At 62.5% G+C, this 25,665-nt stretch carries 19 protein-coding genes and 1 other RNA gene; 12 read left to right on the top strand and 8 right to left on the bottom strand.

Features of this window, described 5'->3' with window-relative positions:
* Positions 1-97: 97 nt before the first annotated feature.
* The gene (locus BM400_RS18625) at positions 98-1,126 is read right to left on the bottom strand and encodes a VWA domain-containing protein (RefSeq protein ID WP_245782026.1); all 1,029 of its coding nucleotides are present in this window, start codon (positions 1,124-1,126) and stop codon (positions 98-100) included.
* A gap of 99 nt (positions 1,127-1,225) precedes the next feature.
* On the opposite strand from BM400_RS18625, the gene BM400_RS18630 reads away from it, so the two are divergent.
* From BM400_RS18630 to BM400_RS18640, 3 genes are all read left to right on the top strand, one after another.
* Complete coding sequence (locus BM400_RS18630; protein WP_245782027.1) at positions 1,226-2,866, top strand: hypothetical protein; 1,641 nt, start codon at positions 1,226-1,228, stop codon at positions 2,864-2,866.
* 75 nt (positions 2,867-2,941) lie between these two features.
* The gene (locus BM400_RS18635) at positions 2,942-3,418 is read left to right on the top strand and encodes a DUF4174 domain-containing protein (RefSeq protein WP_141224012.1); all 477 of its coding nucleotides are present in this window, start codon (positions 2,942-2,944) and stop codon (positions 3,416-3,418) included.
* Positions 3,419-3,578: 160 nt separating this feature from the next.
* Positions 3,579-5,102: an ATP-binding protein gene (locus BM400_RS18640; protein ID WP_089842548.1), complete on the top strand. Its 1,524-nt coding sequence runs from the start codon at positions 3,579-3,581 to the stop codon at positions 5,100-5,102.
* Positions 5,103-5,224: 122 nt separating this feature from the next.
* On the opposite strand, the gene BM400_RS18645 is transcribed toward BM400_RS18640, so the two are convergent.
* The 3 genes from BM400_RS18645 to dprA form a co-directional block, all read right to left on the bottom strand.
* Positions 5,225-5,509, bottom strand: a complete 285-nt coding sequence (locus tag BM400_RS18645; protein ID WP_089842551.1) for a DUF427 domain-containing protein — start codon at positions 5,507-5,509, stop codon at positions 5,225-5,227.
* Between the two features lie 200 nt (positions 5,510-5,709).
* Entirely contained in the window at positions 5,710-8,472 is a 2,763-nt protein-coding gene (gene topA / locus BM400_RS18650; protein ID WP_089842554.1) for a type I DNA topoisomerase, read from the bottom strand.
* 264 nt (positions 8,473-8,736) lie between these two features.
* Positions 8,737-9,903: a DNA-processing protein DprA gene (gene dprA, locus BM400_RS18655; protein WP_089842557.1), complete on the bottom strand. Its 1,167-nt coding sequence runs from the start codon at positions 9,901-9,903 to the stop codon at positions 8,737-8,739.
* Between the two features lie 43 nt (positions 9,904-9,946).
* Here dprA and BM400_RS18660 point away from each other — a divergent pair, with 43 nt between their 5' ends.
* The 4 genes from BM400_RS18660 to BM400_RS18675 all read left to right on the top strand — a co-directional run bounded on the left by BM400_RS18660 (position 9,947) and on the right by BM400_RS18675 (position 13,977).
* A complete protein-coding gene (locus tag BM400_RS18660; RefSeq protein ID WP_089842560.1) occupies positions 9,947-11,173 on the top strand; it encodes an acyltransferase family protein in 1,227 nt (408 codons plus the stop codon).
* A gap of 115 nt (positions 11,174-11,288) precedes the next feature.
* Positions 11,289-12,140, top strand: coding sequence for a menaquinone biosynthetic enzyme MqnA/MqnD family protein (locus tag BM400_RS18665; protein WP_089842562.1), 852 nt, complete (start codon positions 11,289-11,291; stop codon positions 12,138-12,140).
* Between the two features lie 56 nt (positions 12,141-12,196).
* Complete coding sequence (locus BM400_RS18670) at positions 12,197-12,913, top strand: YqaA family protein (RefSeq protein ID WP_089842565.1); 717 nt, start codon at positions 12,197-12,199, stop codon at positions 12,911-12,913.
* A 44-nt stretch (positions 12,914-12,957) separates the two neighbouring features.
* Positions 12,958-13,977 (top strand): hypothetical protein, encoded by a 1,020-nt coding sequence (locus BM400_RS18675; RefSeq protein WP_175529141.1) that lies wholly within the window; start codon positions 12,958-12,960, stop codon positions 13,975-13,977.
* Between the two features lie 100 nt (positions 13,978-14,077).
* Here the strand turns inward: BM400_RS18675 and BM400_RS18680 are convergent, their stop codons facing one another.
* The 3 genes from BM400_RS18680 to BM400_RS18690 form a co-directional block, all read right to left on the bottom strand.
* The gene (locus BM400_RS18680) at positions 14,078-14,764 is read right to left on the bottom strand and encodes a DUF2306 domain-containing protein (RefSeq protein ID WP_089842568.1); all 687 of its coding nucleotides are present in this window, start codon (positions 14,762-14,764) and stop codon (positions 14,078-14,080) included.
* A 41-nt stretch (positions 14,765-14,805) separates the two neighbouring features.
* Entirely contained in the window at positions 14,806-15,366 is a 561-nt protein-coding gene (locus tag BM400_RS18685) for a PadR family transcriptional regulator (RefSeq protein WP_089842571.1), read from the bottom strand.
* Positions 15,367-15,535: 169 nt separating this feature from the next.
* A complete protein-coding gene (locus BM400_RS18690; RefSeq protein ID WP_089842574.1) occupies positions 15,536-16,561 on the bottom strand; it encodes a beta-ketoacyl-ACP synthase III in 1,026 nt (341 codons plus the stop codon).
* 198 nt (positions 16,562-16,759) lie between these two features.
* On the opposite strand from BM400_RS18690, the gene BM400_RS18695 reads away from it, so the two are divergent.
* Positions 16,760-20,377, top strand: coding sequence for a choice-of-anchor D domain-containing protein (locus BM400_RS18695; RefSeq protein WP_089842577.1), 3,618 nt, complete (start codon positions 16,760-16,762; stop codon positions 20,375-20,377).
* A gap of 640 nt (positions 20,378-21,017) precedes the next feature.
* On the opposite strand, the gene ffs is transcribed toward BM400_RS18695, so the two are convergent.
* Positions 21,018-21,115, bottom strand: an RNA gene (gene ffs / locus BM400_RS18700) — signal recognition particle sRNA small type.
* 29 nt (positions 21,116-21,144) lie between these two features.
* On the opposite strand from ffs, the gene BM400_RS18705 reads away from it, so the two are divergent.
* From BM400_RS18705 to BM400_RS18720, 4 genes are all read left to right on the top strand, one after another.
* Complete coding sequence (locus BM400_RS18705; protein WP_089842580.1) at positions 21,145-22,887, top strand: MutS-related protein; 1,743 nt, start codon at positions 21,145-21,147, stop codon at positions 22,885-22,887.
* 97 nt (positions 22,888-22,984) lie between these two features.
* Positions 22,985-23,995 (top strand): pectinesterase family protein, encoded by a 1,011-nt coding sequence (locus BM400_RS18710; RefSeq protein ID WP_089843903.1) that lies wholly within the window; start codon positions 22,985-22,987, stop codon positions 23,993-23,995.
* 349 nt (positions 23,996-24,344) lie between these two features.
* The gene (locus BM400_RS22175) at positions 24,345-24,491 is read left to right on the top strand and encodes a hypothetical protein (protein ID WP_175529142.1); all 147 of its coding nucleotides are present in this window, start codon (positions 24,345-24,347) and stop codon (positions 24,489-24,491) included.
* Between the two features lie 336 nt (positions 24,492-24,827).
* Positions 24,828-25,595, top strand: coding sequence for a hypothetical protein (locus BM400_RS18720; protein WP_089842586.1), 768 nt, complete (start codon positions 24,828-24,830; stop codon positions 25,593-25,595).
* The last annotated feature ends 70 nt before the right edge of the window (positions 25,596-25,665 follow it).

The raw sequence follows: 25,665 nt of genomic DNA on the forward strand, positions 1-25,665 counted from the left end.
TTCTCCCTTGGATGCACCTTATCCAACCCCACCTCGAATCGTCGCTCACGTCCATCCTTCGTCTGGTTCTCGCTTTCCAAATCAATGCAAACCGGCTCTACTGCGAGGGGGCATAATACCCCTGTCGATTGTGAACCGTCAGTTGAGGCAGGCCCGGCGGAGGAAGCAGCCGCACCTTCAATTTACGCCAGTTCCCGTCCTTCCTCACCTCCGAAGGCTTGTACCCCACCACATATTCGTTCCGCAGCTCGGCCGAGATGCGCGTCGCGATATCGCCCAGGTCGCCAAGATCCCCGACCTTGAACAAACGCCCGCCCGTCATCTCGCACACGTCCGTCAGTAAAATCGGTCCCATCTGCTCCTCCTGCGTCGGCGCGTACTGGTCGAAGATGCCGATGGAGTAGATCTGCAGATCGCTCTCCCGCACCACGCGGCGCAGCTCCCCCTCGGTATAACGGCTCCGGTTATCGCCACCATCCGAGATAATCAACAGCGCCCTCCTCTCCTGCTTCGCGGACCTCAGCTTATTGACGCCCAAATACACCGCATCGATTAACGCTGTGCGATTTTCGGGCTTCAACATCACCATCCGCGCCTCTACATCGTCTACATCGGACGTATAGTCGACGATCACCGCCGGCCGGTCGTTGAACCCCACAACGAAGAACTCATCCTGCGGGTTGCAGGTGCGCAGAAACTCCGTCAACGCCTTCCGCGCGCGGATAAACTTGGAGCTCATACTGCCGCTCAAATCGAAGATGATGCCGATCGAAATCGGCGTATCGTCCGTCGAGAAGCTCTTGATCGTCTGTCCCACGCCATTGTCGAAGATCTGGAAGTTCTCCTTCTCCAGCCCCGTCACCAGCCGTCCCAGCGGATCGGTCACCGTCATCGGCACCAGCACCAGGCTCGCGTCCACACGCAACCGCGCCGTCCGCGTGTTGACCAGCGGTTGCCCATCCGGCCCGACCACCGCGGGATTCACCTCAGCCGGAGTCTTCGGTGCAGGCGCCGGCTGCGGCGTCACCACCTGTCCCAGCGGATTCTCCTGCGCCCACACATGTCCGCCAAGAAAAAGACAGGCAATCAAACCCAGCCGTAACCCAAACCGTCTACTACCCGTCACATCCCGCATAATGTTCCCAGCCCTCTCATCCCCGAACAAGCCCTGCAAGACAACCGAATCCCCAATGCCGCGTCTGCTGCAAACGCTTTGATATCCCCTATGCCCACACCACCACGCCAGCAGACTACACCGCCACTTGCTGCTTCCGCCACCCTATCCACAAAGGGAGGACAAGTCTTTCGTATCCTCACAGTCGCCGCTCTCGGCATGGCCGCGCTTCTCGCCCTCTTCCCTCCCGTGGGCCATGACCAGCTCTGGTGCCTCTACGTCGCCCAGCGCATGCTCGCCGGAGCCAGGCTCTACGGACCCGAGCTGTTCGAGTCCAATCCACCGTTGATCATGGGTGCGTCCTTGCTGCTCGCGCATATCGCGCAACTCACACACATCCCCATCACGGTGCTGTTCAAGCTTGCGGTCGTCGCCATCGAGCTCACCTCCGCGCTCCTCAGCCACAGAATCCTACAAGGTCTTTACCCCGGCATGAAGGCGAACACGCGCTGGTTTCTGACCTTCGCATATGTGGTCATCTACGCCGTCATGCCTGCACGCGACTTCGGCCAGCGCGACCATCTGCTCGCCATCCTCTGCCTACCCTACGTATTAGCCGCCGCATTGGATGCCAGCCAACAAAACCGGGTGCCCCACATCTCGCACCTGAGATATGGGAATACCGCCACCTGTCTCTCCATCGCCACACGCATCCTCATTGCCCTGGCCGCCGCGATCGGCATCTGCCTCAAGCCCCACAACGCCCTGCTCGTTCTCACCTCCGAGCTTCTCCTCCTGGCCTCCACCCGGAAACGCAGACTCTTCCGCCCGGAACTCGTCACGATCCTGGCCACCGGTGCCCTCTATCTTGCCGCCGTCCGCACCCTCACCCCCGACTACCTCACCCAGGTCGTCCCCCTGCTCAAAGATGTCTACTGGGCCATCGGCCACCTCACCCCGCTGCAACTCGCCGGCGAAGCGATTCAGCTGCATCTCCTAGCACTGAGTGTGCTCGCACTCTACCTTCGCAAGGGCTGGCGCGAGAGCGGTCTCACCATCGCATTCCTCTTTGCCGCAGGCCTCGCCAGCACCGCTGCCTACTATCTCCAGGGCACCGGCTGGTACTACCAGCAGATCCCGGCGCTGTCATTCTTCGCCGCCGCCCTCGCCCTCCAACTTGCCGACGCCTGGGACGAACTCATCGTTCCCACCTGCGCTCCCGTGGCTGCACTCTCGCTCTCCCTCCTAGCCCTCGGCCTCACGGCCCACTTCACCAACTACCCCTTCATCCCCTCCCGTTCCTTCCCCATCGACGCCCCCGACGAATCCTTCTTCACCGACCTCGCCCCCAACACCCCCGTCGCCATTCTCACCACCTCCGTCGACGACACCGTCATGCCCACCGCCAAGTACCACCTCCTCTGGGCGCAGCGCACCAACAACCTCTGGATCCTCCCCGCGCTCCTCCGCAACGAGTCCGGCCCACGCCCCCAGCACATCATCCCCCCAGCCCGCCTCGCCGAGCTCGAAGCCCTCCAGCACCGCTTCATGGTCGAAGACCTCAACCGCTGGCACCCTCAGCTCATCCTCATCAACCGCTGCCAGGACCCCAGCGTCCAGTGCCAGGTCATCGAAGACCGCCACGACGACCTCCTCGCCTGGTTCAACCGCGACCCCGCCTTCCGGGCCGCCTTCAGCTCCTACCGCTACGCAGGCTCCAAAGGAGACTTCGATGCCTACCTCCTTCCCTGACCATCGAAAAGAATGGTTCTTTCCCCCTTCGCATGAGGGATTCGCGGCGGATTCTCCCGTGCTATTCTTGTGGCCATGCGAGCGCATATTCTCCTATTCTTCGCCATGCTGACGCCTGCGCAACACCGCGCCGACGATCCCGCGACCGTCACCCTGGAGACAATGCGCGATCGCTACCGGCCTCTTCTCGTCTTCGCCCCCACCGGCAAGGATCCGGACTTCCTCCGGCAGCTTCACCTCGTTGCCGCGGACCAATCCGAGTTGCAGGAGCGTGAAGTCCTCCTGGTCCCACTCACCAGCACGTCCGAGGCAAGACCAGCATGCGTCCCAGGCACCAGCGCCCACATGGAACCCGAAGCCGCTGCCGCCGCCCGCCGGCGCTTCCACATCCCACCCAACTCCTTCACCGTCGTCCTCCTCGGCAAGGACGGCGGCGAAAAGCTCCGTTCCCAAACCCCGATCCCCATCCGGACCCTCCTCCAAACCATCGATTCCATGCCGATGCGCCAGCAGGAAATCCACGACCGCCATACGGAACCAAAAACACCGTAACCTCGTATGCCTCAAAGTCATCTATCATGTGAATTCGGTTTAAACTCCGTCACGCGACCCGGAAACGCCAGCCCAACCCCCGGGTACCCCCTCTCCGCGGCATGTGCGCTCCCCAGCCGCCGCCGAGACCAGAAGCACCGGCTCCAGAAAGGTGTCCCTCATGGCCACGACCCCACAACTCGATCTCTCCGAACCCACCTATAAAGAGGGCCGACGCCTCCCGCATGCGCCCGAGCAACCAACCCCCGTCCCGCAGATCGTCGAAGCGCTCCGCTCCGTCCCCGCCCTCGAAGGCCTCACCGACGAGGAGTACACCTGGATCGCCACCCACGGCACAGAGGTCGTCGGCGAAGACGGAACCCTGCTCTTCGAGGAGGGCGAGCCCGCCAACACGCTCGAGTTCATCCTCACCGGAGAGATCCAGGTACGGCGCCGCCGCGGCGGATCCGTCTCGCTCTTCATCGGCCGCGCAGGCCAGATGACCGGCAAACTGCCCTTCTCGCGCATGAAGACCTACGGCGGCGAGGGCTACTCCGTGGGCTCCATCTGGTCCCTCCGCATCCACGAGTCGCTCTTCCCCGAGCTGCTCGCCGCCATCCCCTCCATGGGACAGCGCTCCGTCTCCATCCTGCTCGACCGCGTCCGCGAGTTCACCCGCATGGAGCAGCAGACCGAGAAGCTCCAGGCCCTCGGCAAGCTCGCCGCGAACCTCGCCCACGAGCTCAACAACCCCGCCTCCGCCGCCCAGCGGTCCGCCGCCTCCCTCTTCACGGAGCTCGGCGAGTACGGCAAGCACAAGTACCGGCTCGGCGAACTCGGCCTCGACCAGCCCACATGCAACGCCTACATGAACTGGGTCAACCAGACCCGGCTCGGCCTCGGCGACTCGCCCATCCAGCCCGTCGAATCCGGTTCGCTCCAGCTTGCCGACCGCGAAGACGCCATCTCCGCCTGGCTTGAACAGCATCACGTCCCCGACCCCTGGAAGATCGCGCCCTCGCTCGCCGAGACCACCATCGGCGTCGATCAGCTCCAGGAACTCGCCGATATGTCCTCGCCTGAGCTTCTGCCGCTCGCCGTCTCCGCCTTCGCCAGCGCCCTGCGCGTCGAACGCATGGCGGAAACGGTCCTCAACTCCACAGTCCGCATCTTCGACCTCATCTCCGCCATCAAGGACTACTCCTACATGGATCAGGCTCCGATCCAGGAGGTCGACATCGCGCAAAGCCTTGAAAACACACTGGCGATGTTCAACGCGCGCCTGCGCGGCATCGCCGTCGAGGTCAACTTCGATCGTGCCATGCCCACCCTCCGGGCTTATGGCTCGGAGCTCAATCAGGTCTGGACCGCGCTGATCGAGAACGCCATCGACGCCATCGACCGCAACCCGGTCGTCAGCCCCGATGCCCCCCGCGGCACCCTGCGCCTCACCACTCACCTCGCCGGCCAGTATGCGCTGGTCGAGGTAGCGGACTCCGGCCCGGGCATCTCCGACGCCCTCAAATCCCGCATCTTCGAGCCGTTCTTCACCACCAAACCAGTCGGCCAGGGCCTCGGCCTCGGTCTCGACACCGTCCAGCGCATCGTCGGCAAGCACTTCGGCTACGTCACGGTCGACACCAGCATCCCCAACACCACCTGCTTCCAGGTACGGTTGCCGCTCGATCAGGCTGAGGCCTTCTAACAGCAACTCGGAAGGGACAAATGAAAAACGAAAGGCGGACAAGCCAAGCTCTTGCTTGGACTGATCCGCCTCTCATCTCTTTGATCCTGGTAACGCCTCGCTTTGAGTGAGCCGTTCAATCTTTATTTGGTGACTTCAACCCCACGCCAGAAGGCCACATGGTGCTTCACATTGCGTGCCGAGGGCTTCGGATCGGGGTAGTACCAGGCTGCATCCGGGTTATCCTGGCCGTCCACGATCAGCGTGTAGTAACGCGCCTGCCCCTTCCATGGGCAGCTTGACGTCGTAGAACTGGCTCGCAGAAACTCCCGCTTGACCGACTCTTCGGGGAAATAGACATTGCCTTCAACCATCTCAAACGTCTCGCTCTCAGCGATCGTCTGACCATTCCAGACTGCCTTAGCCATAACCAGTTTTGAAACCTCCACGGACCTGAGCACCGCGCGGAACGTACCCGCGCCGAAAAGCAGCCGTCCAGCGTTTGTAACAGAATTGTCCACGAAAAGCCAACGACGAGATATATCAGCCCTGCGCAACGAAATCGGGTAGCCCTGACGTCGGCCGGCAGGAAACTCCTCCCGGTCAACGTCAGGCCACCCGAAAACCCTTACGCAGCGCTCTCCACAACCTCTTCCACCGGCTCCGGAGCCGGCTCCGCGATCTTCTTCTTATAGTTGCAGGTAATCGCCGGTGGCGGCTCCTCCGGAGCACCCTTCTTGGCGCGCTTCTTCGGCAAACCGTCGTGGTTGTGCGGACATACCAGGAACGTCCCCTCGCTGTTCGTCAACTCCAGCAGATACGTCGAGTTCTTCTTCGGACAGGGCTCATTCACTAGCTTGATGTTCGAGGCAAAATCGCACTTCGGATACTTCGTGCATCCGTAGAACGTATCGCCCCGCTTCGTCTTCCGCGCTGCGATATCCCCGCCACACTTCGGGCAAGGCACCTCCAGCAGCTCCTGCTTCACATACTTGCACTTCGGATAGCCCGAGCACGAGATGAACTCGCCATACGAACCATTCCGCAGCAGCAACGGCTTCCCGCACTTCGGGCACGCCTCTTCCAGCTCCACCGGAGGCTTCTGCTGCACCTTCTGCGTCAGCTTGCGGATCGTCTTGCACGGCGGATCGTCCGAGTAACCCGGGCAGCTCATGAACGGACCCCACGGTCCATTCTTCAGCACCATCACCCGCCCGCAGTTATCGCAGAACTCCTCCTCCGCCTCGGCATCCGCGCCCGGAGCCGTCAGATCCGGCTTCGCCGCGAAGTTCTCCTTGGTAAAGTCGCAGCTATCCGGCTCAACCACCACCTTCGCCGAACCGCCGCCGGCAGCATTCACCGCGGCAATCAGCTCCTTCTGGTTCTCAGCCTTCACCGGCTGCTCATGAAGATCCGAGACAAACGGCTTCACCAGCATCGGATACGGGAACTTCGCCGTAATCGCTTTGACCACGGCCTTCGGATCCTTCTTCCATGTACTCGCCGCCACCGTCACCGGCTTCGCCTTCGAGAAAGCCGAGCAGGCAAAGAAGCTGCCGAACTTGCCCCACTTCAGAATCAGCGGACTGCCGCACTTGTCGCAGATCTCCTCCGTCTGCACCTCGCTCCGCTTGATGTCTTCCATGTTCTCGCTGGCCACTTCGAGCTCTTCCTCAAAGTGCCCGTAGAACCCCTTCAGCAGGTCCGTCCAGCGCTCCTTGCCCTCTTCGACCGCGTCCAGCTCGCCCTCAAGCTTCGCCGTGTACTGCGCATCGAAGATGTAAGGAAAGTTCTTCACCAGCAGCCCCGTCACGACCGTGCCGATCTCCGTCGGGACGAACTTGCCCTGGATCTTCTTCACATAGTCGCGATCCTGAATCGTATTGATGATCGACGCGTACGTCGAAGGACGCCCGATCCCCTGCTCTTCCAGCACCTTCACCAGACTCGCTTCGTTGTAGCGCGGCGGTGGCTCCGTAAACTTCTGCTCCGGATCGATCCCATCAACCGCGAGCGCCTGCCCGGCAACCACATCCGGCAGAGTCGTATCTTCCGACGCATTCTCCCAGACCGCCAGGAAGCCATCGAACTTCATGATCGAACCCGACACGCGGAAGTCGTACGTCTTGTCCGCCTTGGCCGCAATCTCCACCGTCGTCTGGTCGAACACCGCCGGCGTCATCTGCGACGAGACAAACTTCTGCCAGATCAGGTTGTAGAGCTTGTACTGCTCCTCCGATAGGAAGCCGCGAATCGACTCCGGCGTGTACTCCACATGCGTCGGACGAATCGCCTCGTGGGCGTCCTGCGCGTCTTTCTTGCCCTTATAATCCAGTGGTTCCTTCGGCAGATACTTCTCGCCATGCTTCTTCCCGACATACTCCCGGGCCTCGGTCACCGCATCGGCCGAGACGCGCGTCGAATCGGTACGCATGTACGTAATGAGACCGACCGTCCCATCCGCGCCAATCTCCACGCCTTCATACAATCTCTGCGCCACACCCATCGTGCGCCGTACATTGAAGCCCAGCCGTCCCGCCGCATCCTGCTGCAGCTTCGACGTCGTATAAGGAGCCGTCGGATTCCGCTTCCGCTCCTTGCGCTCCACGGACGCAACCGTCCACTTTGCCTTCTTCAACTGCGCAACGACCGCTTCCGTCAGCTCGCCATTCGCCAGCGCCCCGGAGAGAAACTGTTCCTTCCCCTCCTTGTCCACGCCGTTGGAAACACGCGCAACCTGCCCGTCGATGCCCGTGAACTTCGCGCCGAACTCCGTGCCGCCAGCCTTCAGCCGAGCTCCGATGTTCCAGTACTCCACCGGCTGAAACGCATTGATCTCGCTCTCGCGTTCCACAATCAAACGCAGCGCCACGGTCTGCACACGCCCCGCACTCAACCCGCGGCGAACCTTGTCCCACAGCAGAGGCGAAACCTGGTAACCCACCAGGCGATCCAGCACACGACGCGTCTGCTGCGCGTCCACAAGGTTCTCGTCCACATCGCGAGCCAGCAGGAACGCGGCCTTCACAGCCTTCTGCGTAATTTCGTTGAAGGTCACACGCCGCAGCTTGCTCTTGTCCTTCATCATCGGCAGCAACTGGATCGCGAGGTGCGCGGCAATCGCCTCGCCTTCGCGATCGGGATCCGGTGCCAGGTACACAAAGTCTGCCTTCGCCGCCAGCTTCTGCAACCGCTCTACGATCTTCTCTTTTCCAGGCGACACAATCAGTGTCGGCTCGAACGTCCGCTTCTTCAGCTCGACGCCGATGTCGTTCTTCGGCAGGTCCATGATGTGGCCAAGCGAGGCCTCCACAATGAACTCATTCCCGAGATATTTATTGATCGTCTTCGCCTTGGCAGGCGACTCGACGATCACCAAAGATTTAGCCATTTCTTCCCTTCGTTCCACCAGAGCCGCGAAACCCAATTGCTTCGCGCTCCAAATCCACCTGTTTCATTGCGAACCTAACACGACTTGCCGAAAACAATCCAATCGGCCATTTTCATCCCACCTCAAAATCTATGGATGGAACAGCCTTTCCCGTCGCCCGTCCGGTTGTCATCCCCCAAGGGGATCTGCGCTTGTTTCTACGTTTCCACAACGGCGGTAATCACCCATTAGAACGCTCGACAAACCAAAAAGGTTCAACGCCCCTCAGATTGTCCGCACATAATTCTTCCCCGGCAACTGCCTCACACGTCCACTCAGCTCCAGCTCGAACAGCGCCGTAAAGATCTCCGGAGAACCCAGCACACCCTCCAACCCTTCCATCAGGTCGTCGAGTTGCATCGCCTCATCCTGCCTCAGCCTGTCGAACACAACGCGCTCGTGCTCCCCCATCGCCACCGGAGCAGCCACGTCGCTAAATAAGGATGCACTCTCCTTTACCTTCGATTCATCGCCCTCCAGCCCAACCCGGATCTCCGGCGGCAGATCCTCCCACACATCTTCCCAGCTCGCCGTCAGCTTAGCGCCCTGTTTAATCAGCGTGTTAGGCCCCCAGGCGTTCTTGTTCGTCACGTTCCCCGGCACGGCGTAGACGTCCCGGTTCTGCTCCATCGCGCATCGCGCCGTAATCCTCGTCCCAGAGTACTCCGCCGCCTCAATCACCAGCACCCCCACGCTCATCCCGCTCAAAATCCGGTTGCGAATCGGAAAGTTCTGCGGTGCCGGAAACGTCCCCATCGGATACTCACTGATCACCGCGCCCCCACACGCCACAATCTGCTCCGCAAGCCTCTTGTTTTCCTTCGGATAGATCACATCGATCCCCGTCCCCCACACCGAAACCGTCGTTCCGCCTGCTTCGATCGCGCCCTTATGCGCCGCCGTGTCCACCCCCCGCGCCATCCCACTCAGAATCACCAGCTTCCGCAGCGCCAGATCCCGCGACAGCCGCTCCGCCATCCCCGCCCCATACGGACTCGGCTGCCGCGTCCCCACCACCGCGATCCCCGCCCGGCTCAGCGCCTCCAGGTTCCCCCTCACCCAAAGCACCGCCGGCGGATCGAAGATCTCCCGCAGCCTCGCCGGATACGCATCATCTTCAAACGAAATCACACACCCGCCCGCCTCATCCACGCGCCGGATCTCATCCTCAGCAGCCGCCCGAGCACGCCCATCCGCCAAAAACTGCGCCGCCTTCGCCGGAATCCGCAACCCTTCCAGCTCCGTCAGCGAAGCCGCAAAAAGCCGCTCCGGCTCCCCACCCAGCCGCTCGACCGCCTTGTGAATCCCCTTGGTTCCCATCCCCGGCGTCAGCATCAACGCCATCCACCCCAGACGGCGCATCTCTGCCGCCGCCCCCTCTTGAACACCCATCCTGCCCTCCTGAAGCTCTGCTGAGGTACGCTTTGAATTACCCATGCCCTTACCGGACACGCGCGTCGAATCCACCATATCGCACCCGACAGCGAAATCCCTCCTGCGCCCCTACTACCCCGCCTTCGATGGCCTCCGCGGCCTCGCCATCCTCGTCGTCTGCCTTGCCCACTACCTCAACATCGCCTGGCCGCAGATCTACCCGGTCCTCTTCTGGGGATCGTCCGCCATCGACCTCTTCTTCGTCCTCTCCGGCTTCCTCATCACCGGCGTCCTCTTCGACGCGCTCCCCTACGCACGCTTCTTCCGCACCTTCTACACCCGGCGAGCTCTCCGCCTCCTGCCCCCCTTCCTCTTCGTCTGGGCCATCCTTCTCCTCATCGCGCTCTTCCTGCACCCGGTCTGGAGCCTCTACAACTTCTCCTTCCTCGTCTGCCTCGGCAATCTCTTCACCCCCGCCGGCATCGCCGGATACCACGCCGACCCCTCGTTCTTCTGCTACGTCTCCGCAAGCGGCCATCGCTTCTACGCCACCATCAGCCACATGTGGACCCTCTCCCAGGAGGAGCAGTTCTACCTCGTCTGGCCATTCGCCCTCTTCTTCATCCGAGACCGCCGCCTCCTCATCCGCCTCTGCCTCATCGGTGCCGTCCTCACCCTCGGCCTGCGCGTCTTTCTCCTCTTCCACGCCGACCCGCGCCTGCTCGCCGCCGACCTCCTCTACTACAACCCCTTCACCCGCTTCGACTCGCACCTCATCGGTGCCGCCCTCGCCCTCATCGTGCGCGGCGAAACCTTCCGGCGCCTCGCCCTACCGCGCCTCCGCGCCATCTCACGCTCCCTCTTCTTCACCCCCATCATGACCATCGCCCTGCTCGAGTTCTTCGTCGGCAGACGCTGGCCCCTCAGCCACCACCATCCCCTCTTCACCACCGTCGGCTTCACCTTCGACTGCATCGCCACCACCGGCCTCATGCTCATGTGCATCGACCCGCGCGCCATCGCCACGCGCATCTTCTCTCACCCCGGCTTCACCGGCATCGGCCGCATCTCGTACTCCTTCTACCTCTTCCACTACCTGCCAATGCAGTTCTTCGTGAACCAGCACGACCTCCTCGCCCGCCACCACCTGCTCATCGCCATCCCCGTCATCGCTCTCGGCGCAACCTACCTCACCGCGACCCTCAGCTACCTCTACCTCGAACGCCCCGTCCGCAGCCTATCCACCCGACTGGCCCCAAATCCAGCCAGCCTGAAGCGACCCGCCTGACGATTCGGAAGCTCCTCCCCCGCGCAGCCGCAAACCTGTCATCCTGAGCGAAGGAACAGACGCTGACAGCGTCGGCAAATCACTCTTTCTTCGCCACCCAAGCTAAACTAGATCTGTGCCCCGCCTCCGCATCGCCGCCATCGACTTCCTCAATCCCGCCCCACTCCTCTACAACTTCGAGCACGCCCCCGCCGCCGCCGAGCTCGCCACGCGCTACGACGTCAACTACACCCTGCCCTCGCAGTGTGCCGCCGATCTCCTCGCCGGTCGCGCCGATCTCGGCCTCATCCCCATCGCCGCCCTCACCGAAGACCTCGCCATCGTCCCCGGATGCACCATCGCCAGCCTTCACAAGGTCCGCTCCATCCAGCTCATCGTCCGCGGCAACCGCCCCCTCGAAGACGTCCGCACCATCGCCACCGACACAGCCTCCCGCAGCTCCCTCGCCTACACCCAGATCCTCTTCCGCAGCTTCCTCGCCTCCGATCCCCTCTTCCTCCCGCCCATGTCCGCTGACCCCGTCGCCATGCTCACCCAGGCCGACGCCGCCCTCCTCATCGGCGACCCAGCCCTCCTCGCCATCGAAAACCGCCACACCATCGAAGCCCGCATCGGCCCCTGCACCTGGATCGACATCGCCGAGCAGTGGACCAATCACACCCATCTCCCCTGGGTCGCCGCCGTCTGGGCCGTCCGCCCCGAAGCCCTCACGCCCGAATCCGCCACCCGCCTCCACAGCGATCTCACCGCATCCCGCGACGCCGGCCTCGCCCATCGCGAAGACATCGTCCGCGAGTGGACCACACGCATCTCCATCCCGCCAGGCGTCATCCGCCACTACCTCCACGAGAACATCCACTACATCCTCAACCCCGACTGCATCCAGGCCATCGAGTTCTTTCGCGCACAGGCAGCCTCCATCGGAGCTCTCCCTCCACTTCCAAAGCTCCGTTTTCTAACAACTTAGCAGTAAATCCAAAACATACCGGAACTTCTCCCCCCAACTGCGCGTCTGAACCCCTAATGACGCATCCGCTCGCCATCCTGCACCAGGCAGCCGCCCCCGGCTCTATCCTTGCGTCGCTTGCCCCAGCGCATCACCACTCCAACCCGCTCCTCCATCTCTTCCTTTCCCTCGGCATCTTCGGCATCTTCCTCGTCTCCATCGTCGACTCGTCCTTCATCCCCCTCCCCATCCCCGGCCTCACCGACATCATGATCGTCGTCGTCGCGGCCCAGCGAGACGGCTGGCTCCAGGCCTGCCTGCTTGTCTTCCTCGCCACCTTCGGCTCCGCCATCGGAGGCTTCGTCTCCTACCAGGTCGGCCAGTCCGGAGGCATGGCCTTCCTCGAAAAACGCGTGCCGCCCCGGGTCTTCAAACGCGTCACCCAGTGGATGGAGGATCACAACATCCTCGCCGTCGCCCTACCCGCCATCCTGCCCCCACCCATGCCACTCAGCCCCTTCGTCCTCGCCGCCGGAGCCCTCCGGATGTCCCGCGAGAAATTCATGTGGACCTTCACCCTCAGCCGCCTCGGCCGCCACATCATCGCCCTCTGGCTGGGCATCCACTATGGCAAACAGGTCCTTTCGCTCTGGGCAAAGTTCTCCCAGCGCTGGGCAGTCCCTTTTCTCGTCACACTGTGGTCCGTCATCATTGTTTTCTGCGTCATAGCATTTGTAAGAATCTACAAAACATCAAAATCCGTGAACGTCCGGTTTCGCCAGCCGGCCGCCTGATTCCGTTCCAGAGGAGCAAGACCATTCCCAAGCCTCGCCTCACGATGATTCTCCCGGCCCTCGGCCTCCTGATCGCCGCAGCCTGCACCCACGGCTCGGTCGCCCTGCTCATGGAAGAGCCCTACGGTCACTTCGGCTCCTTCAACCCCACCGGCCACGCCGCTATCTACCTCAACCACGTCTGCGCCGAAACACCCACCCAGCTCCGCGCCTGCCGCCCCGGCGAGCTCGGCACCGTCATCAGCCGCTACCACAAGATCCACCACGAAGACTGGATCGCCATGCCGCTCGTCGCCTATCTCTATGCCGTCGACGACGTCACCCAGGTGCCCGCTTCGGTCGACAAGGAGCAGGCCGACACCATCCGCGAGGCCTACTGGCGCGCCCACCTCCAGGAGCTCGCACCCCCCAAACCCGACGGCTCCGTCCCCGGCGGCGAGTGGGATCAGCTCGTCGGCGAGTCCTACATCCGCAAGATGCATGGCTTCCAGGTCGACACCACCCCCGAGCAGGACGAGCGGCTCATCGCCTACTACAACGACCGCCGCAACGTCGGCCACTTCAACCTCTTCGTCCACAACTGCGCCGACTTCTCCCGTGCCCTCATCAACATGAACTTCCCCGGCGCCGTCCACCGCAGCATCCTCGCCGACCTCGGCATCACTACCCCCAAGCAGGTCGCCAAATCGCTCGTCAAATACGGCAACAAGCACCCCGAGCTGCACATGACGGCCTTCGTCATCCCACAGGTCCCCGGCAGCATCCCCCGCAGCCACGCCGTCGACGGCGTGGCCGAATCGGTCGTCAAGAGCAAGCGCTACATCCTCCCGCTCATCGTCCTCCAGCCCGAGTTCGCCGGAGCCCTTACCGTCGGCTATCTCACCAAGGGCCGCATGACCCTCCCCAAAAACGCAACGATCTTCAACCCCGGCGACATCGAACAAGCCGAAGACACCCCCGAACCCGCCGGCCGCCGGCCCCTTCCCCCCGACACCCCACCGATCCCGGCCTCGCCAGCTACACCGGCAGCGACGCCAACCCCATCGCCCGCCCCACCCGTGTAGCGCAAAGAAAACAGGATCAAAGCGGATAAGGACAGACAACAATGCCGTTGTCTGTCCTTATCCGCTTTCTCCTTCGATCCAGTGTCCTTTGTCGTGATGGCTAAGCAGCCGCCACCTTCACCTTCGGCGCAAACTTCCTCTTGTAATAAGCCGTCGTCAGCACAATCGCCGGAATCCCCACAATCGACGGCCACAGCCACACATACCACTGGTTCCCCAGAACCCGCGTCAGCGTCACCGCGCTGAACGCCGACCACGCTGCGATGTAGCTTCCGATAAACAGTCCCAGGTGCGAGTACCACCAGAACATCTTCTCCGTGGGCTTCCGGATAAATGTCTTCATCTGCCCATACGCCAGCCGCATCCCGATCACCCCAAACACAACCCCCACCACCGGAATCACCTGGATCTTCTCCGCGTGAAACCACCCCAGCCAAGCCAGCAGCGCGCTCGAGCAGAACGTCACCACCGCCGCAATCCAGTCGATCGGCTGCGCCTTCCCGCCGCGCGCCAGCTCCTTCAGCCGCAGCACCCGATACCCCGCGAACGCCGCATAGAAGCTGAACACCGCCACCAGAGCCAGAAACAGCACCGGAGCGAAGATCGCCATCGGCAGAGCCGTCCCCGCCACAATCCCCATGCACCACAGGTAGACCATCCCCCACCGCTTATGCTGCTTGCCGCCCTTGGCCGTAGCCAACGCAATAGGTGCCAGCAGAAACGACCCAAACCCCGCCGCAATATGCAGCAACAGGAACATCTGAAACCACAACGGTCTACCTGCCATGTCGAACCCCCTCACCCATTGTCGCTACCGCGTTCACATCCTCAGGAAGCCAATCCATCCAGCACCTCCAACGTCTCCTTCGCCCAAGCCACGCTCGCCAGCGCATCATGCCGCCCCCGGCTCAGCGTAATCAGCCAGAATGGCATCTGAGGATCCCGCGCATACGTCTTGCGCAGATGCGCCGCCATCCCCGCGAACATCGCCGCATCCTTCTCCTGAGCCTCCAGGTACGCAGCCACATGCGCCCGATTCACCCCTTCGCCGGCATGCGCCCCGAAAAACAGCTTCAGCAGCAACTCATTGCGAATCACATCCCGCTTCACCGGCAACTCCAGCCACCCCGCCAGCCGAGCCCGTCCGGCCTCCGTCAGCGTATACACATGCCGGTCCGGCCTTCCCTCCTGCGTCTCGGTCCTCTTCTCCACCAGCCCCGCCTCGGCCATCTTCTTCAGCGCTGGATAGATCTGCCCATAGCTCTCGCTCCAGAAGTGCCCAATCGTCTCCGACACCATCTGCCGCATGTCATACCCCGACATCGCCCGGATACTCAGCAGCCCCAGCAAGGCATGCGCCGTAGCCCCGAACTCACCATCACTCTTCATATCCGAAAGATATATATCTAAAAGATATAAAAGCAACAGGAATTCGCTTGACGAAAGAAAAAAACACACAAATCAAAAACGGATAAAAACGAGCCAGAAGCTCAAAACAGAGAGCCGTAGCCGTTCTTATCCGTCTTTCCCGCCTGTTCCCTACAAGCTGGAGTACGAGCTAATCCATCTCCCACTGCAGCAGCGTCGCTCCCACCGTAAACCCGCCCCCGAACGCCGCTAGCAGCACCTTCGTCCCCTTCTTCAGCCGTCCCTGCTCCAGAGCCGTGTTCATCGCCAGCGGAATCGTACCGCACGTCGTATTGCCGAACTCGCCAATGTTGATGATGATCTTCTCCTCCGGCATCTCCAACCGCTCCGCCGTAGCCAGAATGATCCTCTTATTCGCCTGGTGCGGAATCAGCAGGTCGATATCCTCGGCCGTCAGATCGTTCCGCTTCAGCACGGCCTCGCTCAGCTCCGACATCTTCCGCACGGCAATCTTGAACACCGCGCCGCCCGCCTGGTGGACATAGTGCATCCGCGCCGCGACCGTCTCCGCCGTCGAGGGATGCAGACTTCCGCCCCCCGGCATATAAAGACTCGAAGCCCCCGACCCATCGATCTCGTGGACATAGTCGACCAGACCGACCTCATCGCCCTCGCAGGGCTCCAGCAGCACCGCGCCAGCGCCATCGCCGAACAGGATACAGGTCGTCCGGTCCGTATAGTCCAGAATCGAGCTCATCACATCCGCGCCAATCACCATCACCTTCTTGTGCGCGCCGCTCTCCACCAGCTTCGCGCCCACCTGCAGCGCATACAGAAAGCCCGAGCACGCCGCCGAAAGGTCGAATCCCCACGCGCCCTTCGCCCCCAGCTTGTCCTGCACCAGGCACGCCGTCGCCGGAAAGAACATATCCGGCGTCACCGTCGCGACGATGATGACCTCGACCTCCTCGGCCCCGATCCCGCGCCGCGCAAGACACTTCTTCGCGGCCTCTACCGCAAGGTCGCTCGTCGCCACACCCTTCTCGACGACGTGCCTCTCGCGAATCCCCGTCCGTTCGATAATCCATTCGTCGCTCGTGGCGACCATCTTCTCAAGATCCGCATTGGTCAGCAATTTTGGTGGAACGTATGTTCCTACTGAACTGATCTTCGCGCGAACCGCTACCCGGGGCTTCAACGTCAACTTCAAAGTCATCACCTCAAACTAAACCCATCCAGAATACAAAACTATTACAAATGAATCACCATTCATGATTTTTAGTCCGTGAACCTCCCTGTCAACGTCCTTCGCCGCCCGAAACCCAGAACTTTTAACCTGTCTTTTCCACAGGAGAGGCTAAACTTTCATCGCATTCTCTCGTCTAAGGTTCTCTCCCTCGCCTAAACTAGCGCGATGATCACCTCCCCCTCCTCTCCATACGCATCGCGTCTCTGGGCCCTTGTTGTCGCCGTTCTCTGTCTCACGGGTCTCGCTCAAGCCTCCGTACCAACCGGCGCCATCATCACCCAGGTCTATGGGGCAGGTGGCAACTCGGGAGCCACGTACAACGCGGATTACGTCGAGATCTTCAATCCGACCTCCTCCACCCTCACCCTCTCCAACTACTCCATCCAATACGCCAGCGTGGCTGGAACCACCATCGCCTCGGTCACCACGCTCCCCCCCTCCATCACCCTCCAGCCCGGACAGTACTACCTCATCGCCGCCGCCGCAGGCTCGGTCGGAGCCGCGCTCCCCACACCTGACTCCCCCAACGCCCCCTTCGCCATCGCCGCCACTGCCGGCAAGATCTACCTGGTCAATTCGACCAATAAACTCACCGCGGCCTGCCCCGCCACCGATCCCTCCATCGTTGACTTCGTGGCCTTCGGTTCCACTCCCAACTGCGCCTATGGAACCGCCGCACCCGCGCCCTCCGCCACCACGGCGATCATCCGCGCCAACGCCTGCAACATCACCGGCAACAACTCCACCGACTACGCCGCGCGCACGCCTACCCCGCACAACGCCTCTTCCACCCTGGCTCCCTGCTCCAACACCGGTTCGAGCCCCCTCGCCGCCACCGCACTCGCCACCCCCTCGACCCTCTACCTCGGCAACACCACCCTCCTCACCGCCACCGTCATCCCCGGAACCCTGCCCAACAGCACCGGCATCGCGGTCACCGCGGACCTCAGCACCATCGGCGGCGTCACCAACCAGCCCTTCTACGATGACGGCACCCACGGCGACGTCACCGCCGGCGACAACGTCTTCAGCTTCTCCGCCACGCCCACCGCGACCGGCACCTTCACCCTCCCCGTCTCCGTGTCCGACGCGCAGGCCCAGTCCGCCGCTCCCACCATCGCCCTCACGGTAGCCGCCGCGCCGCCCACCGTCAGCATCCAGACCATCCAGGCCAACAAGCCCTCCACGTACGCCACCCAGGCCGTCACCACCAGCGGCATCGTCATCGGCGTCAAGTCCAACGGCTTCTATATCGAGTCCAAAAACGCCACCACCAACCCCACCACACCGCAGGGCATCCTCGTCTACACCGGATCCACCCGTCTGCCCTCCTACATCGCCATCGGCAACGAGGTCCAGGTACAGGGTACGGTCAACACCTATCCCGCCTATCCCTCGGCCACCCTCACCCCCGGCACCGAGATCGACGGCCCCCAGACCTTCACCCTCCTCACCACCGGCAACACCCTGCCCACCCCCATCACCCTCACCGCAGCGCAGGACTCCCCCGCCGGCGGCATCAAGCAGTTCACCCAGTACGAGGGCAGCCGCATCGCCATCGGCTCCGTCACCACCACCTCCGGAACCGACGCCTCGCTCAACGAGGCCACCGAAACCAACACCTCCAACGGCCGCTTCTATGGCGTCGTCACCGGCGTCCCCCGGCCCTTCCGCGAGCCCGGCGTCTCCGTCACCGACACGCTCTACGGCACCATTCCCTCCGGCGTCACCGTCTGGGACTCCAACCCAGAGCTCCTCTACTTTGACTCCCTCGCCTTCGGCGCACCCGCCATCGACCTTACCTCGAACGCCATCCTCACCGGCGTCTCCGGCGTGATGGACTTCTCCTTCGGCTCGCCCGAAATCCTCATCGACGCCGCCAACCGCCCCACCGTCACCGGCCTCATGACCGCGCAGCCCGTCCCCGCACAGGCCGCCACCGAGTTCACCGCGGCCAGCTTCAACATGGAGCGCTTCTACAACGACGTCGCCGACGCCGATAACCCAGGCTCGTCCGTCGTCATCGTCACCACCGCCGCCTACCAGCGCCGCCTCGCCAAGGCATCGCTCGCCATCCGCAACGTCCTCAACTTCCCCGACATCATCGGAGCCCAGGAGATCGAGAACATCAACGTCCTCACCGATCTCGCCAACAAGATCTCCGCCGACGCACTCACCGCCGGACAAACCGATCCCGTCTACAAGCCCTACCTCTTCCTCGCCACCGACGGCACCGGCATCAACACCGGCGTCCTCGTCAAGAGCACACGCGTCAACACCGTCAAGGCCGAGCAGTTCGGACTCACCACCACCTTCACCAACGCCGGCGGCAACCAGGCCGTCCTCAACGACCGCACCCCGCTCGTCATGCACCTCGGCGTCAAGCGCGCCAACGGCGCACCCGACTACCCCGTCACCTTCATCAGCGTCCACCAGCGCTCCTTGATCAACGTCGACGACCCCACCTCCACCGGTGCCACCGTCCGCCTCAAGCGTGAGGCCCAGGCCGAGTACCTCGCACGCCTCATCCAGGGCTACCAGGCCGCCGGCGAGCACGTCATCACCGTCGGCGACTACAACGCCTTCGAGTTCTCCGATGGCTTCGTCGACTCCCTCGGCGTCACCACCGGAAAGCCCGTCCCCTCCACCCAGGTCATCACCCCGCCGGTCGCGAACCTCGTCACACCCAACCTCGTCGACCTCGTCACCCTCCTTCCCGCCGCGCAGCGTCAGTCCTACGTCGAAACCGGCTCTGCCCAGGTCCTCGATCACGTCGTCGTCACCAGCGACCTCGTCCCCCTCGAGACCCGCCTCGTCTACGCGCACATCGACGCCGACTTCCCACTCGTCTATCAGAACGATGCAACCCGTCCTGAGCGCGTCAGCGATCACGACCCCGTGGTCGCCTACTTCACCATCCCGCCCGCACCCGCGGCCATCAGCCTCTCGGCCTCCACCCTCACCTTCGCCGGTCAACTCTCCGGCTCCACCAGCGCCGCCCAGACCGTCACCGTCACCAACACCGGCTTCGCGGCCCTGACCTTCTCGTCCATCGCCGTGTCGACCACCACCTTCGCGCAGACCAATACCTGCGGCACCTCCCTCGCACCCTCCGCCACCTGCACCATCTCGGTGACCTTCAAGCCCACCGCAACCGGTGCCGCAACCGGAACCATCACCATCACCTCGAACGCGTCCACCTCGCCGACCACCATCGCCCTCACCGGCACCGGCACGGACTTCACCCTCACCACCACCACCCAGACCCAGACCGTCACCAACGGCAACACCGCAACCGTCTCCCTCGCACTCACCTCGATCGGCGGCTACACCGGACAGGTCACCTTCGCCTGCACCGGCCTGCTCACCGGCGAGACCTGCACCACCACTCCCGTCACCCTCGCCGCCACCGGAACCACCACGGCGACCGTCACCATCTCCACCACCCGCCAGGTAACCCCGAACGCTAAGGCCACCGGCACAACCCGTGCGGCGAACCACACCGCCACCAGCAACGGAACCACGCGTCTGGCCGGCATCTCCTTCGCCGGTCTCACCCTCCTCGCACTGGCCGGCTCCATCAAGCGCAGGAGCCTCGGTCGCTACACCCGCCTGCTCTCCCTCTTCGCCCTCCTCGCCACCCTCGGTGCTCTCGCCGGGTGCAACGACGCAGGCGTCACCTTCAACCCCAGCGGAACCCCCTCCGGCACCGGGAACATCGGTATCGTAGCCACCTCCGCCGGCGTCTCCCACACCATCACCGTCCAGGTCGTAGTGCAGTAGGCGAATCACGCAGCAACGACGAAGGCCACCTCACACTGAGGTGGCCTTCGTCCTTCCCGGCCTCGGAGCGATCCCATGAACGCGAGAAACCAGCCAGTGTCCACACTTTCCAGACAAATGCCCACGTTTTACCGTTCCAAAAACTGCAGGTAAAACCTGAAGAAAACCAAAGAAACACCCATAAAACCCTGAAATCCACCACAAATCCCCACAAACCCCAAAGCGCTTTCCTTTCAAGCACTTAGAAGTGTGTCAAAACTGCAAATTGTGTGGTGAGATCGACACATTCACTCAAATTGGATCGACCACCCGTGCGTCGTCCACATGTCTTGGTAGAACCAATCGCTGAAAGCCGCGAGCCACAGAAGCCGCCTGGCTCCTGTTTCCTTTTCCCGCTTCTCCGCCTTTTCCCCACAATCTTTTTCCTATGTTAAGCGCACCCGCGCCCGCCAAAGCCCTATGGGGGGTATCGATTCAGCGTTGAAGGAGGATTTTTTGCAGATGGAGAAGAGTCTTTTGCACCGGGCGACCGACTGCGCCATCGCGCGAGTGCCTCAGGTTTAAGTGGAGAAGAGGTTTTGCACCGGGCGACCTACTGCGCCATTGCGCGGGTGCCTCAGGTTTCGATGGAGAGGAAATTTTGCACCGGGCGACCTACTGCGCCCATACTAGCCCGTTACCGTTGCTTCCTTCCGGACCTGGCGGGGTTGGCGGGATTACGTCGCGTAGGACCCGGCACAAGAGTCATAATAACACCGTAGGCCCCCATGCCCCAAGCACCCCAGAGCTTCTACGAAGCGCGCCTCCAAAACCTTCAGTCCGAACGCAAAACCACCCAGAGCCGATACAGCCTTCTGCTCCTCATCGTCATCGCCAGCGCCCTCACGACGATGGTGCTGGCCGTCGCCGCCTACCAGCACGCCACACCCCTGTGGACCCCGGGAGTCCCCATACTGGCCCTTGTAGCCCTTGCCCTGCCATTTCTCAGGGCAAAACGCACCCTCGACCGTCTCGAGCGCCTGACGTACCTCTACGAAGCCGGCATCGCCCGCCTCACGCATCAGCCGCCCGAACGCCCGCAGCACGGCGAAGCCTTCCGCGAACCCGACCACCTCTACGACCGAGACCTCAACATCCTCGGCCCCCACTCCCTCTTCGAACACCTCGCCACCACCCGCACCGGCCTTGGCCAGCGCGCCCTCGCCCACACCCTCCTGCACCCGCCGCCACCTGCCGAAACTGCGCGCCGCCAGTCGGTCATCGCCGAACTCACCCCGCTCACTGCGCTCCGCGAACAGATTGCTCTGCTCGGCCCCAGCGCCTACGCTCCCACCCATCACGACACCTTCGACCTCTGGCTCGACGAGCCGCCCGCGCACTTCCCCGGATTCCTCCGTCCCGTCCTCTACGCCATCAGCACGATAGCCGTCCTTCTGGTCGCAGCATGGTCCACCAACCGTCTCAGCGTCGACTCCCTGATCCCCAATCTCGCCGCCGTCTTCGGCCTGCAGGCCGCCATCGCGCTCATCTACCGCCCCAAAGCCCTGCCCATCCTCGAAGCCACCCAACCCCTCCCCGGACAGATCCAGATCCTCCGCGACGGCCTCAAGCTCATGCATCAGCCGCCACCCGCAGCCGACACTGCCCTCGCCCAGCTCCAGAAGCACCTCTTCCTCGTCGAGCAGCGCAAGACCGAGTGGTTCTACCTGCCCGCGTTAGCCTTCAATCTAGGAACCCACGCCGCGATCCGGATCAATCAATGGAAGCTCGAAAACGCCCCCGGCATGCGCCAGTGGATCGCCGCCTGGGCCGAGTTCGATGCCGTCAACGCCCTCGCCGCCTACGCCTTCGAGCACCCGGAAAACACCTGCGCCGAGCTTCTGCCCGATACCCATTCCCCCACGTTCGAAGCATCTTCCCTCACCCACCCCCTTCTTCCCAACGCCGTAGCGAACGACCTATCTCTAGCGAAAGAGAGCCTCTTCTACCTCATCAGCGGCTCGAACATGGCGGGCAAATCCACACTGCTCCGTTCCATCGGCCTCGCGGTCGTCCTCGCCCGCGCCGGAGCTCCCATCCCCGCCCGGGAATGCCGCCTCACGCCCCTCACCCTGGGTACCTCCCTCACCCCCACCGACTCCCTCGCCGAAGGCAAGTCCCGTTTCCTCGCCGAGATCCACCGCCTGCGCCAGATCCTCGCCGCCGCCCGCCAGTCCCCCACCCTCTTCCTCATCGACGAGCTCTTCTCAGGCACCAACTCCTCCGACCGCCTCACCGCCGCCGAAGGAGTCCTGCAGGCTCTCCTCGCCGCCGGAGCCATCGGAGCCCTCTCCACTCACGACCTGGCCTTGACCACCCTCGCCACCGCAGAAAACAAAGGCCGGAACGTCCACATGGCCAGCCCCGACCCCACCGACCCGCTGGCCTTCGACTACCTGCTCAAGCCCGGCATCAACACCACCACCAACGCCCTCGCCTTTCTCAAGCTCCTCAATCTGGATCGCCCATGAACCGGGTGCCCCACATCTCGATCATGAGATCTGGGTTTCCAGCGAATATCGGGGAATGCACGTTGCCCATCCAGCCCGCGTCTTCTACCTTGAGAGCATGTCCTGCAAAGCGATCGCCGCCCTCTTCCTGCTCGTCACCCTCCCCGCCGTCGCTCAGAAAAAGGATCCAGATGTCCATGTTGATGTGCGCCCCGACGTCAAAACCGGCATCGAGTCCACCACGCAGTACCCGACGATCCAGATGGCCATGGACCACGCCCCCGACGCCGGCACCGGACGCGTCTACGTCCACATCTACCCCGGCGTTTACCATGAGCGCGTCATCGTCACCCAGAACCGCCCCCGCATGACCTGGATCGGCATGGGGTCCACCCCATCCGACGTTGTCATCACCAACTCCCTCAACGCCAGGACCGCCGGCGGCACCTTCTTCACCGAGACCGTCGAGATCAACGGGCCGGAGTTCGAGGCCTCCAACCTCACCATCGAAAACACCGCCGGCAACACCGGACAGGCCGTAGCCGCCGCCGTCCGGTCCGACAAGGCCATCTTCAAGCACGTCCGCTTCCTCGGCCACCAGGACACCCTCTTCGCCGACTACGGCCGCCAGTACTACACCGCCTGCTACATCGCCGGCGGCGTCGACTTCATCTTCGGCAACGCTACGGCCGTCTTCGACCACTCTGAACTGCACGCCCTCGCCCCCGGCTTCCTGACCGCCCAGTCCCGCATCAAGCCCACCGAGACCACCGGATACGTCATCGCCAACTCCCGCGTCACCACCGATCTCGACCCCAACGCCGGATCCCCGCACAACACCTTCGGCCTCGGCCGCCCCTGGCGCCCCTACTCCCGCGTCGTCTTCCTGAACACCGAGCTACCCGCAGGCCTCGACCCCGCCGGCTGGAACAATTGGAGCAAAACCTCCAACGAATCTACCGCGTACTACGCCGAGTTCCATTCCACCGGACCTGGCGCAAACCCCTCCGCGCGCGTGCCGTGGTCCTACCAACTCACCGCCGCCGAAGCCCGCCCCTTCGCACCACTCAACTTCCTCCGCGGCCCCGACCACTGGAACCCAGAGCGCGAAGCCACAAATATTCCCTAACTGCTCAGGAACCGGTTGGGCCAAGATGGAGCTATATTTTTCAGTAAGTTATACGGGCTGGACACTCAGAAAATAAAACTTGAAACCTAATTGAACTTTCTTTCGTACAAAGGCTAAGCCCTATACAGCCTATTCCAGAGAAGAAGCTATGTTACTTTCGAATGTGTCCGGTTCGTCCGGTTACTCCAAACTCCCGCATGGAGCGCAGATGTCCGGTCAGGAACCAGGAAATGTCGTTTTCAGAGTTCAATTCAGCGACGCACACTCCGAGTCCCAGCTTATAGCCTACGATTTGACGAGTAAGGCCTGGTTTCAGAGTCCAACGCACCCCTGGCAGACCCATCGCACGATGCTTCTGCAATTCGGCGTCAGTGAGATGCATCTCGCTCTGGCCGACGAAGCCTTCGCTGGCGGAACTCGCGACGCGCAGTTCGCCGCCGTTCCCGTGCTGAAGAAGACGCTCGACGATGCAGGCTTCAAGCCCAAGATCTGGTAGCTTCGTGCCGCGCCTGCATACGTAAGCGCCCCCCCCCCCGGAACACCACATGAGCTGACTTCACTGCGTTCGAGAGTCTCTCCGACCAGCCCCCGCAGTTCTCGTGACCATCTTCGCATCGGTCTATATCGGCTTGTCTCTCTTACTCAAGCCTCCCTCTGCTTCCGGAGGGTGCGCATCGTTACGCGATCTGCATCATCGTCGCTGGCGCGATCGCACTGCGGTTCTATCCCGATAGCCTGGGCATTTCGAAGAAAAGCAATGAAGGAAAGTTGAATCGCGATCGTGCGTCGCGAAGTCAAAGATGAAACGGCGCTGTCAGGCCCGACAACCATCATGACAAAACGACTCGCACTGCCCGTTGCTATCCTCTCTCTGCTGCTCGGCACGTCCCTGACCACGGTCCACGCGCAGCAGTTCGCCTCTTCGTCGTCGCTCCCGGATGCACCGGACTTTACGGATGCACAGGCCAGCCAGGCCGGTTCGACCGACGGTCATCAGGACTTACAAACAAAGCGCATTCTCGGTATCATCCCCAACTTCCGCGCAGTCAGCACCAACGCGCATCCGCCCGCGCAGACCGTGAAGGAGAAGTTCGTCACGGCCTCTCAGGACAGCTTCGACTACTCGGCGATCGTCCTTCCCGCAGCCGTTGCCGCCTTCGATCTGGGGACGAACAATACGCCGGAGTTCGGGCACGGCGGCGTGGGATACGGACGCTACCTGTGGCACGACGCCGTCGACCAGACCATTGAGAATTACTCCGTCGAATTCATCGTTCCGGTGATCACGCGGGAGGATACGCGCTACTACACGCTGGGCAAGGGCGGTTTTCTGAAGCGTACCGGGTATTCGTTGAGCCGCTCCGTCATCACGCGCAACGACGCAGGCCGCGAGACGTTCAATATCTCCGAGGTGGTAGGAGCCGGGGCGGCTGCGGGTATCTCGAACCTCTACTATCCGAGACCCGAGCGGACGTTTTCCAACACCGCCGACAAATGGGGCACGAACGTAGGGATCGACGCCGCGACGTTCATGTTCAAAGAGTTCTGGCCCGACATCAACCATGCGCTCTTTCATGGAAAGAAGTCGGCTAACCCGTAAGAGTCTTCGACGGGGCGCTCCGTTGGTCGAGAACAGAATTCCTTCTCGGCCAACGGTTCTGCCACATGCG

This window comes from Granulicella pectinivorans (assembly GCF_900114625.1).
GTDB classification, from domain to species: Bacteria; Acidobacteriota; Terriglobia; order Terriglobales; family Acidobacteriaceae; genus Edaphobacter; species Edaphobacter pectinivorans.

Excerpts from the sequence above, each read along its gene's own strand:
- dprA (WP_089842557.1), bottom strand. The coding sequence starts at position 9,903 with ATGGGTGTTCAAGAGGGGGCGGCGGCAGAGATGCGCCGTCTGGGGTGG.
- topA (WP_089842554.1), bottom strand. The coding sequence starts at position 8,472 with ATGGCTAAATCTTTGGTGATCGTCGAGTCGCCTGCCAAGGCGAAGACG.
- BM400_RS22175 (WP_175529142.1), top strand. The coding sequence starts at position 24,345 with ATGCTTCTGCAATTCGGCGTCAGTGAGATGCATCTCGCTCTGGCCGAC.
- BM400_RS18630 (WP_245782027.1), top strand. The coding sequence starts at position 1,226 with ATGCCCACACCACCACGCCAGCAGACTACACCGCCACTTGCTGCTTCC.
- BM400_RS18680 (WP_089842568.1), bottom strand. The coding sequence starts at position 14,764 with ATGGCAGGTAGACCGTTGTGGTTTCAGATGTTCCTGTTGCTGCATATT.
- BM400_RS18670 (WP_089842565.1), top strand. The coding sequence starts at position 12,197 with ATGACGCATCCGCTCGCCATCCTGCACCAGGCAGCCGCCCCCGGCTCT.
- BM400_RS18635 (WP_141224012.1), top strand. The coding sequence starts at position 2,942 with ATGCGAGCGCATATTCTCCTATTCTTCGCCATGCTGACGCCTGCGCAA.
- BM400_RS18710 (WP_089843903.1), top strand. The coding sequence starts at position 22,985 with ATGTCCTGCAAAGCGATCGCCGCCCTCTTCCTGCTCGTCACCCTCCCC.
- BM400_RS18645 (WP_089842551.1), bottom strand. The coding sequence starts at position 5,509 with ATGGCTAAGGCAGTCTGGAATGGTCAGACGATCGCTGAGAGCGAGACG.
- BM400_RS18675 (WP_175529141.1), top strand. The coding sequence starts at position 12,958 with ATGATTCTCCCGGCCCTCGGCCTCCTGATCGCCGCAGCCTGCACCCAC.
- BM400_RS18685 (WP_089842571.1), bottom strand. The coding sequence starts at position 15,366 with ATGAAGAGTGATGGTGAGTTCGGGGCTACGGCGCATGCCTTGCTGGGG.
- BM400_RS18660 (WP_089842560.1), top strand. The coding sequence starts at position 9,947 with ATGCCCTTACCGGACACGCGCGTCGAATCCACCATATCGCACCCGACA.
- BM400_RS18705 (WP_089842580.1), top strand. The coding sequence starts at position 21,145 with ATGCCCCAAGCACCCCAGAGCTTCTACGAAGCGCGCCTCCAAAACCTT.
- BM400_RS18695 (WP_089842577.1), top strand. The coding sequence starts at position 16,760 with ATGATCACCTCCCCCTCCTCTCCATACGCATCGCGTCTCTGGGCCCTT.
- BM400_RS18640 (WP_089842548.1), top strand. The coding sequence starts at position 3,579 with ATGGCCACGACCCCACAACTCGATCTCTCCGAACCCACCTATAAAGAG.
- BM400_RS18690 (WP_089842574.1), bottom strand. The coding sequence starts at position 16,561 with ATGACTTTGAAGTTGACGTTGAAGCCCCGGGTAGCGGTTCGCGCGAAG.
- BM400_RS18720 (WP_089842586.1), top strand. The coding sequence starts at position 24,828 with ATGACAAAACGACTCGCACTGCCCGTTGCTATCCTCTCTCTGCTGCTC.